The sequence below is a fragment of the Staphylococcus sp. HMSC62A08 genome (genome assembly GCF_001839105.1).
Taxonomy (GTDB): domain Bacteria; phylum Bacillota; class Bacilli; order Staphylococcales; family Staphylococcaceae; genus Staphylococcus; species Staphylococcus caprae.
Genome location: NZ_KV840032.1, coordinates 17,501 through 27,587 on the forward strand (window position 1 = coordinate 17,501; position 10,087 = coordinate 27,587).

General features: G+C 35.2%; 10 protein-coding genes. 7 read left to right on the forward strand and 3 right to left on the reverse strand.

Annotated elements, in window-relative coordinates:
• Positions 1-355: 355 nt before the first annotated feature.
• Entirely contained in the window at positions 356-1,105 is a 750-nt protein-coding gene (gene hemQ / locus HMPREF3264_RS04970) for a hydrogen peroxide-dependent heme synthase (RefSeq protein ID WP_070872191.1), read from the reverse strand.
• Positions 1,106-1,277: 172 nt separating this feature from the next.
• On the opposite strand from hemQ, the gene pta reads away from it, so the two are divergent.
• The 6 genes from pta to HMPREF3264_RS05000 all read left to right on the forward strand — a co-directional run bounded on the left by pta (position 1,278) and on the right by HMPREF3264_RS05000 (position 7,475).
• Positions 1,278-2,267 (forward strand): phosphate acetyltransferase, encoded by a 990-nt coding sequence (pta, locus tag HMPREF3264_RS04975; protein WP_070872193.1) that lies wholly within the window; start codon positions 1,278-1,280, stop codon positions 2,265-2,267.
• On the forward strand, positions 2,267-3,106 hold the full coding sequence (locus HMPREF3264_RS04980) for a lipoate--protein ligase family protein (protein ID WP_070832789.1): 840 nt from the start codon (positions 2,267-2,269) through the stop codon (positions 3,104-3,106). Before pta ends, HMPREF3264_RS04980 begins: the two co-directional genes overlap by 1 nt.
• 677 nt (positions 3,107-3,783) lie before the next feature.
• A complete protein-coding gene (gene mvk / locus HMPREF3264_RS04985; RefSeq protein WP_002441198.1) occupies positions 3,784-4,704 on the forward strand; it encodes a mevalonate kinase in 921 nt (306 codons plus the stop codon).
• A gap of 4 nt (positions 4,705-4,708) precedes the next feature.
• Positions 4,709-5,692 (forward strand): diphosphomevalonate decarboxylase, encoded by a 984-nt coding sequence (mvaD, locus tag HMPREF3264_RS04990; protein ID WP_070872195.1) that lies wholly within the window; start codon positions 4,709-4,711, stop codon positions 5,690-5,692.
• A 12-nt stretch (positions 5,693-5,704) separates the two neighbouring features.
• Positions 5,705-6,781: a phosphomevalonate kinase gene (locus HMPREF3264_RS04995; RefSeq protein ID WP_070872197.1), complete on the forward strand. Its 1,077-nt coding sequence runs from the start codon at positions 5,705-5,707 to the stop codon at positions 6,779-6,781.
• 352 nt (positions 6,782-7,133) lie between these two features.
• Positions 7,134-7,475, forward strand: coding sequence for a YuzB family protein (locus tag HMPREF3264_RS05000; RefSeq protein WP_037541136.1), 342 nt, complete (start codon positions 7,134-7,136; stop codon positions 7,473-7,475).
• Between the two features lie 405 nt (positions 7,476-7,880).
• On the opposite strand, the gene merA is transcribed toward HMPREF3264_RS05000, so the two are convergent.
• A complete protein-coding gene (merA, locus tag HMPREF3264_RS05005) occupies positions 7,881-9,206 on the reverse strand; it encodes a hypothiocyanous acid reductase MerA (RefSeq protein WP_070872200.1) in 1,326 nt (441 codons plus the stop codon).
• Complete coding sequence (gene hypR / locus HMPREF3264_RS05010; protein ID WP_070872202.1) at positions 9,203-9,634, reverse strand: redox-sensitive transcriptional regulator HypR; 432 nt, start codon at positions 9,632-9,634, stop codon at positions 9,203-9,205. The genes merA and hypR overlap by 4 nt, the downstream gene beginning before the upstream one ends.
• A 186-nt stretch (positions 9,635-9,820) precedes the next feature.
• Here hypR and HMPREF3264_RS05015 point away from each other — a divergent pair.
• Positions 9,821-10,087: aldo/keto reductase (locus HMPREF3264_RS05015; RefSeq protein WP_141764447.1), on the forward strand; the 267-nt coding region annotated here is incomplete at its 3' end.

Sequence of the window (10,087 nt, forward strand, 5' to 3'; positions counted from 1 at the left end):
GCATTATTTTTAAACTAATAATGAATTTATACCGAAAGAGTGTACTATTATCATTTTAATATGTTTCAAATATTTCAAAATGGTTAATGAAATATTAGTTAACGATTACAAAGGATATATTGGGTAGCGACTGTATATTCTCTAAAGTTAACTTAATACGTAGTAGTGGTTAAAGTTCTCCCAAGGATACTACTAGGAAGCACACTTCGAATTCTCCGGAGTGTGTTTCTTTTTTTGAAAAAGATATTTCATACAATCTGTTATGTTAAATATACTCTATAGATAAGTTAAGGGAGTGGGGGCTGAAATATAATTTAGGAAAATTAATTTCGTTGTCCCACTCCCTAGTCAAAAATTATATATTGAAAAATTTATTAAAGTCTTCTGTATTTAAAATATGGCCTACATAGAAACTACCGAATTCGCCATAACGTGCAGTTGTTTCATCGAAGCGCATTTCGTATACGATTTTCTTGAATTGTAATACATCATCAGAGAAAAGTGTTACGCCCCATTCAAAATCATCGAAACCAACAGATCCAGTAATGAATTGTTTGATTTTACCAGCGTATTTACGACCAATCATACCATGGTTATACATTAATTTTTTACGGTCTTCGATAGGTAACATATACCAGTTATATGTTTCATTACGGCGTTTATCCATTGGATAGAAACAAATATATTCTGAATGTGGAAGTTCAGGATATAATCTTGCTTTTACGTGTGGATTTTCATACGGATCTTCGTCAGATTTGCCAGCTAAATAATTACTTAATTCAATCACTGAAACATATGAATACGTAGGGATTAAATAATCAGCAATACGTAATTTATTGAATTCATTTTCAATGGTATTTAAATCTTTCATTTCAGGGCGTAAAAACCATAATAATAAATCTGCTTTTTGTCCTGTAATATTATAAATTGCATGGTCGCCAGTATGTGAATCTCTAGCGCTCGTTTTATCTTCGATAAATGATTTCAATTCAGAAATCATAGATTCTCGTTCTTCTTCTGGAACTAAACGGAAAGTTGTCCAATCCATTGCATAAAATAAATGCAAACTATACCAACCGTCTAAAGTTTCAGCTGCTTCACTCATATTTATCGCTCCTTATATCTAAATTCTTAGCCAATTCAAATTAAATTTTATCATAAAAAAACAACGAACTCCTAAGTAAATGATTACAATTAGGTGAAATGGAATTCTACTACAAAATGACGTATAATCTGAGATGTAAACGTTATTATGAATGTGAATTGAGGAGGACATTATGGCTGATTTATTAAATGTTTTACAAGACAAGCTATCTGGAAAAAATGTAAAAATTGTATTACCTGAAGGTGAAGATGAAAGAATTTTAACGGCAGCAACACAATTACAGGAAAGAGATTATGTTTCACCTATTGTCTTAGGTAATGTGGACAAAATTAAATCTTTAGCAGAAGAAAAATCTCTTGATATAGCTAATATTGAAATGATTGATCCTTCTTCAAGTGATTTAAAACCTGAGCTTGTAGATGCGTTTGTTGAACGCAGAAAAGGAAAAGCGACTAAAGAACAAGCAGAGGAATTACTGGAAAATGTGAATTACTTCGGTACAATGCTTGTTTACACTGGCAAAGCAGCTGGATTAGTAAGTGGTGCTGCGCATTCAACTGGTGACACAGTACGTCCAGCTTTACAAATTATCAAAACAAAACCGGGCGTCTCTAAAACTTCTGGTATTTTCTTCATGATTAAAGATGATGAACAATATATCTTTGGTGATTGTGCGATTAATCCTGAACTAGATGCGCAAGGACTAGCAGAAATTGCAGTTGAAAGTGCTAAGTCTGCACAAAGTTTTGGGATGGAACCTAAAGTAGCGATGTTAAGTTTCTCTACGAAAGGCTCAGCAAAATCTGATGACGTAACTAAAGTTCAAGATGCATTAAAATTAGCACAAGAAAAAGTTGAAGCTGATAACATTGAGAATGTCGTTATTGATGGAGAGTTTCAATTTGATGCAGCCATCTTACCAAGTGTTGCTGAAAAGAAAGCACCCGGTGCAAAAATCCAAGGCGATGCCAATGTGTTTATCTTCCCTAGTTTAGAAGCGGGTAACATTGGTTATAAAATTGCGCAACGTTTAGGTGGTTATGACGCTGTGGGACCTGTACTTCAAGGTTTAAACTCACCAGTTAATGATTTATCTCGTGGTTGCTCAATAGAAGATGTGTATAACTTATCTATTATTACTGCAGCTCAATCACTACAATAATGGACTTATCAAGTAAATATTTTAATCAAATCGACTGGCGTTATGTAGACCATTCGAGTGGTCTAGAGCCAATGCAATCTTTTGCATTTGATGATACGTTCTCAGAGAGTGTAGGTAAAGATTTATCGTGTAACGTTGTGCGTACTTGGATTCACCAACATACCGTTATTTTAGGTATACATGACTCCCGTTTACCGTTCTTAAGCGATGGAATCCGTTACCTTACTAATGAAGCAGGCTACAATGCGATTGTGCGAAATTCAGGCGGACTTGGCGTCGTATTAGATCAAGGTGTGCTGAATATTTCGCTTATATTCAAAGGACAAACTGAAACGACGATAGACGAGGCATTCACTGTCATGTACCTTCTTATCTGCAAAATGTTTGAAGATGAAGATGTAGAGATATCTACTCATGAAATAGAGCGTTCCTATTGTCCCGGCAAGTTTGACCTAAGCATTGATGGTAAGAAATTCGCCGGTATATCCCAAAGACGCGTTCGTGGTGGCATTGCGGTACAAATTTACTTATGTGTTGAAGGTTCAGGCTCTGACCGTGCTAGCATGATGCGAGAATTTTATCAACATGCGCTGAAAGGTGAAACGACCAAGTTTCATTTTCCTAATATTGATCCTTCATGCATGGCTTCACTCGAAACACTTTTAAATAGAGAAATTAAAGTTCAGGATGTCATGTTCTTACTTTTATACGCTCTAAAAGATTTAGGTGCTCGTCTGAATATGGATCCTGTCACTGATGATGAATGGCAACGCTATGAAGGATATTTTGAGAAAATGATCGAACGTAATGCGAAGATGCATCAAAAATTAGACTTATAAAGTAAGAGCATATGTATCAATAAATAGATGAGTAAGTTAAATAGCGAGGTTGGGATATATTGATTATCTCAACCTCTTTTAACATATTTGAAGTATGTGTTTGAATTAAATGCGAATATATCAATCTTCTTTCAAGCCAAACCAAGGTGGGGGCCATGCCACAGAAAACAATTTTGCTAAATTATATTTCTATGCCACTTCTGACTTTCTATTTTATCTCAATTCAAATCAAACATACTGAAAAAGTAACTAAATTAAAATATAATAAACAGCTTTGTATATATTCTCACCACATTTTGTAGTATTATAGTTGAGGTGGAAAATTTTAGAAAACTTTAGTAAAAAATTATTAAATGTTTACATATTTGAAGTTAAAGGTAAATATAATTCATGATTTTGATAACTCTCTAGGAGAGTTTTATAATATTAAAGTGTTGTGATGTATTTGAAAAAGAGTTATTATACTCTTTTGTAGTGAAAAATTTCTTTTTACGATATATTACATGTTGAAACAGTAGCGATAACACCTTAATTTTCGCTAAAATAGTCATTTAAGTGACGTTTAAAACAGACGAACGACGATGTGTTTAACATTTTCAAAAATATAATTAATAACGTAGTGTCGATGAATCAATATAACAAAAAGTATAGAGAAGGTATATAAAAGGTGAGAAAACATGACTAGACAAGGATACGGGGAGTCTACCGGAAAGATTATTCTAATTGGTGAACACGCAGTAACATTTGGTCAACCAGCCATCGCTATCCCATTTAATGCCGGTAAAATTAAAATATTAATCGAAAGCATGGAAGAAGGGAATTACTCTTCTATTACAAGTGATGTATATGACGGTATGTTATATGATGCGCCTGAACATCTAAAGTCTATTGTTAATCGCTTTATAGAGAGAAGTGGGGTGAAAGAACCACTTTCAGTGAAAATTCAAACGAACTTACCACCTTCAAGAGGATTAGGTTCTAGTGCAGCAGTCGCTGTAGCTTTTGTTAGAGCGAGCTATGATTTTATGGGCATACCTTTAGATGATGAAACATTGATTAAAGAAGCGAACTGGGCTGAACGAATAGCGCATGGTAAACCAAGTGGTATTGATACACAAACGATTGTTTCTAACAAACCTGTCTGGTTCAAACAAGGTCATGTAGAAACCCTTAAATCACTGCAACTTGGCGGTTACATGGTCGTTATAGACACTGGCGTAAAGGGTTCTACTAAGCAAGCCGTAGAAGACGTTCATATTTTATGTGAGAATCCTGAATATATGACTTATGTTGAACATATCGGTAAACTTGTACATGAAGCGAGTGATTCAATTGAGAAGCATGACTTTAATCATCTTGCGGACATCTTTAATCAATGCCAAGAAGATTTAAAACAACTCACAGTAAGTCATGATAAAATTGAAAGATTATTGAATATAGGTAAAGAACATGGTGCCATTGCTGGTAAATTAACTGGCGGAGGACGTGGTGGTAGCATGCTTCTTCTTGCGCATGATTTACAAACTGCGAAGAACATTGTAGCAGCAGTTGAAAAAGCAGGCGCAGCACATACGTGGATTGAACATTTAGGAGGGTAAATCATTGGTGAAAAGTGGCAAAGCACGTGCGCACACAAATATTGCGTTAATTAAATATTGGGGCAAAGCTGATGAAGCATATATCATTCCGATGAATAATAGTTTATCTATCACGCTCGATCGCTTTTATACTGAAACGAAAGTCACTTTCGATAGAAGCTTAACTGAAGATAAACTCATATTAAACGGAGAAAAAGTGGACGATAAAGAAACGACTAAAATCCAAAAATATATGGATATTGTCAGAGAAGTTGCAGATACAGAGTTATATGCGGTTATTGAAAGCGAAAACTTTGTTCCTACTTCAGCAGGGTTAGCTTCTTCAGCCAGTGCGTATGCTGCGTTAGCTGCGGCTTGTAACGAAGCCCTTCACTTAGGTTTATCAGATAAAGATTTATCAAGGTTAGCACGTCGAGGTTCAGGTTCTGCTTCTAGAAGTATCTTTGGTGGCTTTGCTGAATGGGAAAAAGGTCATGATGATGCTACATCTTTCGCACATCCAATTGACGCACAACATTGGGAAGACGAACTTTCAATGATTTTCGTAGTTATCAATAATAAGTCTAAAAAAGTGTCAAGTCGTTCTGGGATGTCTTTAACACGTGATACATCTCGTTTCTATCAGTACTGGCTTGATCATGTAGATCAAGATTTAGCTGATGCAAAAGAAGCAATACATCATAAAGATTTCAAATATTTGGGAGAAATTATTGAAGCAAATGGTTTAAGAATGCATGCGACGAATTTAGGCGCACAACCACCATTTACATACATGGTTCAAGAAAGTTACGACGCTATGGCCATTGTGCATCAGTGTCGTGAAGCAGGCTTACCTTGTTACTTTACGATGGATGCAGGTCCAAATGTTAAAGTTCTTGTTGAAAAGAAAAACAAGCAAGCTGTTATTGACCAATTTTTAAAAGCGTTTGATGAAAAGCAAATTATTGCGAGTGATATAATCAGTACTGGCGTAGAAATTATTAAGTAAGGAAGAGATAGGATGATACAGGTCAAAGCACCCGGAAAACTTTATATTGCAGGTGAATATGCTGTAACAGAACCAGGCTACAAATCTGTTCTTATTGCAGTCGACAGATTTGTTACGGCAGCAATAGAAGCCTCTAATGAAGTTGAGGGCAGTATTTATTCTAAAACATTGCATTATGAGCCTGTTAAATTTGATCGTAATGAAGATAGGATAGAGATTTCAGATGTTCAAGCTGCAAAGCAATTAAAATATGTCGTTACTGCGATTGAAGTCTTTGAACAATACGCGCGGAGTTGTAATACTAAGCTTAAGCATTTCCATTTAACCATCGATAGTAATTTAGCAGACGCTTCAGGTCAGAAGTATGGTTTAGGCTCAAGTGCTGCAGTACTTGTATCAGTAGTCAAAGCATTGAATGAATTTTACGAGATGCAACTTTCAAATTTATATATCTATAAATTAGCAGTTATCGCTAATATGAAATTGCAAAGCTTAAGTTCTTGTGGTGACATAGCAGTGAGTGTCTACAGTGGATGGCTTGCGTATAGTACATTTGATCATGAATGGGTTAAACAACAGATGGAAGAAACTTCTGTGAATGAAGTTTTGGAAAAGAACTGGCCAGGTCTTCACATTGAACCATTACAAGCACCTGAAAATATGGAAGTATTGATAGGGTGGACAGGTTCTCCAGCCTCTTCACCACACTTAGTGAGTGAAGTAAAGCGTTTAAAATCTGATCCGAGCTTCTACGGAGACTTTCTTGATCAATCACACATGTGTGTAGAAAGTTTAATACAAGCGTTCAAAACGAATAACATCAAGGGCGTGCAGAAGATGATACGCCAAAACCGTCTTGTGATTCAATCAATGGATGTTGAAGCGACAGTGAACATCGAAACAGATAAGTTGAAACAATTATGTGAAATTGGTGAGAAACACGGCGGTGCGTCTAAAACATCAGGCGCTGGTGGTGGCGACTGTGGTATCACGATTATTAATAACGTCATTGATAAGCAATTAATTTATGATGAATGGATTGCGAACGGTATTAAACCATTAGAATTTAAGATTTATCATGGTCAGTAACGTCAAGAGGCTGGGACATAATTAATTGTCTCAGCTTTCTTTAACATATTGGCAGTAGATGGCTGAATTGAAAGTGCGCTTATATCAAGCTTCTTTCAATCCTAGCCATCCTTGCCGGCGGGGCCCCAACATAGAGAATTTCTTAAAAAGAAATTCTACAAACAATGCAAGTTGGGAGAGGGACGACGAATATAATTTTGCTGAATTATATTTCTGTTCCACTCCTTTTTCTATGGATAATTATTTGGTTTAAATCAACTTGAAATTTATGATAAAAAGAGTAAAATAGTTAGAGTTATATTTAAACGTTAAGGTCATTAGAAATGATTTAATGAGAAAGGTGGGTAGCAAGATGCAGAATAAATTTCTGATTTGCGATGAATGTCAGGCAGTAAATATCAAAACGTTGAAGAAAAAATTGGAAAAATTAGATCCTGAAGCTGAAATTGAAATTGGCTGTCAGTCTTATTGTGGTCCAGGAAGACGTAAGACCTTTGCATTCGTAAACAATCGCCCACTTGCTGCGTTGACTGAAGACGAGTTAATGGAAAAGGTTACAAAACAATTGAAAAAGCCACGTGATCCTGAAGAAGAGGAGCGTTTAAGAAAGCGTAATGAAGAACGTAAACGCCGTAAAGAAGAGCAAGACCGAAAACTTAAAGAGAAACTAGAAAAACGTAAAACAGCTAAATAGTCGTATATGAAAGCACGGAGATGGTTCTAAATCATATCATCCTCGTGCTTTATAAGAGGTTGAGATATAAATCCTAAAAACAATAGCAGTAAGTTGATTTCTAATCGAAATCTTCTTACTGCTACTTTTATCTTCAATACTTCGTATTGTATGGCTTCGCGTTCCTAGGGTGCTGTCTCAGCCTTGGTCTTTAAAGCAATTCTTTGATTTCAATCATTAGAATTGCTTACTTAAGTGCTAAGCACTTAAGTTCATTTTTAAAAGAATCAGGAGTCTCGCCATAAATACTACGTATCTACCTGTAATTTTACATCGATTTACTTTTAAAAAGTAAGGCATTTCCGTATAATTTAATAATCACTTCTATGTTTATCTATAAACAAATGCTGTTTTCATTATTCATTTTTATAATTTAAATAAATCGTTGAAGGATTCGGCCATGGTAGGGTGTGTATAAATATTATCTCTCAGTACTGTATAAGAAATATGTTGATCTATCGCAAGTTTGATTATGTTAATCAACTCTTCTGATTCTTTGCCATACAAGCTTGCACCTAGTATTTCATTATTGTCTTGATTTATCACGACTTTGAATACACCTCTTGGGTCATTATTGATCTTATGACGTGGGATTGTATTTACGTAGATTTTATTTTCCAGGAAATTAAAACCTTGTGCCTTAGCTTCAATGGCAGTTAGACCACCTCTTGAAAGTGGAGGATCAATAAATACTGTATAAGGAATGATACCTCGGTTCTCCGTTGTTCTAGTTCCATCTCCAAAGAATTGAGATTGAAGAATTCTAAAGTCATCGAGCGAAATATATGTGAATTGAAGACCGCCTTTGACATCTCCAGCTGCGTAAATGTGTTCTACTGTAGTTTGAAGTTTGTCATTAACGACAATTTCGCCATGTTGACCGATATTGATATCAGTATTCTCAAGTCCTAAACCATCTGTATTTGGTTTACGTCCCGTCGCTAATAATACCGCATCTGACTTAAAGTCACCTTGATTAGTGTGAACAATCGTCGCATCTCCCTCATTTGAAAATGCTGTCGTCTCTACATTTGTATAAACTGAAATTCCTTTATTGCGTAAGTCTTGAATTGCAAGTTCAGCAACTTCGCGGTCTTCACGTGGCATCATTACATTTCCATATTCTAATACTGTCACGTTCGAGCCTAAATTACTAAACATTGAAGCGAACTCAAGTGCAATGTAACCGCCACCTACAATGACTAATTCTTGTGGTTGGAAGTCAATATTTAATAAACCCGTTGAATCGTAAATATTTTTAGTTGTATCTATACCTTTAATATTTGGAATATTCGCTTGAGCGCCAGTATTAATGACAATTTTGTTTCCAGTGAGTCTGTTTTTTACATTTCCTGCTTCATCCAATAACGCAATTTCATTATTAGAAATAAATTTAGCTTTATAATCTAATATATCGATATTTTCAATTGATGCTAAGTTGTTATAATTCTTGTTATTTAGCGCTGACACTACTTCATTTTTTCTTGAAAATGCCTCACCAAAAGATGCACCTTCTATACCATCATGCACTAACGTCTTCGAAGGTATACAGCCAATATTTATGCATGTTCCGCCATACATTTTTGCTGATTGTTCTATGAGTGCGACGTGTTGTCCTTGGCCTGCTGCATACGCTGCTAAAGTTTTACCTGCTTTTCCAAATCCAATGATGATAAGGTCATAAGTTGTCATGATTTGTTTACCTCCTGCAAAATGTCGTTTAAGACATCTTGAATCGTTTTGTTACGATAAAAATTTAAGATAAGTTGAACTTCTTCATCGTAGTAGTCTGACATTGTGTGAGCAATATGTTTAGAAATATCGCAATGACTAGATGTATCTCCGGTATAAATTCTATGTTTACTTTCTTTATTTAAGACAAATTGTTGATACAGTGTTGCCAGATTGACTGAAGCTGTATGTTGATTCGATTGGTATCCGCCACCTTTTCCTCGCACAGTGGTGATGTAATGCTGATCACTTAAGACTGAAACAACGCGTCTTAGTTGTACAGGGTTAAGACATGTAAGTTCAGCCAGTTCCTTACTATTGAATTTTTCGTCTTTGTGCTTTGTGAGGAAGGTTAACACATGTATCGCAATGTTGAATTCTAAATTCATATCTACTCACCTTAATGTAACTTATTTAGTTACATTAAAGCGTATATTTAATACTTAGTCAATTTTTAAGTCTCCGTCACAAACTTTTCGTGATTTTATATACTTTAAGTAGGGTAAATATGATTTGTAAGTTCATTTTTGAAAATGAAATAAAAAACAGTAATGATAATGAAGGAGATGACTTCAATGGCTAATAAAGTACAATTAGGTAAATCAGATGTTAAAGTCTTCCCAATTGCACTTGGTACTAATGCAGTAGGTGGACATAATTTATATCCAAATTTAGATGAAGAACAAGGCAAAGAGGTTGTACGTAAAGCAATTGATAATGGTATAACGTTACTTGATACAGCATATATTTATGGGCCGGAACGTTCTGAAGAACTTGTTGGACAAGTTGTACAAGAATATCCTCGCGAGCAAGTACAAATTGCGACTAAAGGCTCACATGTC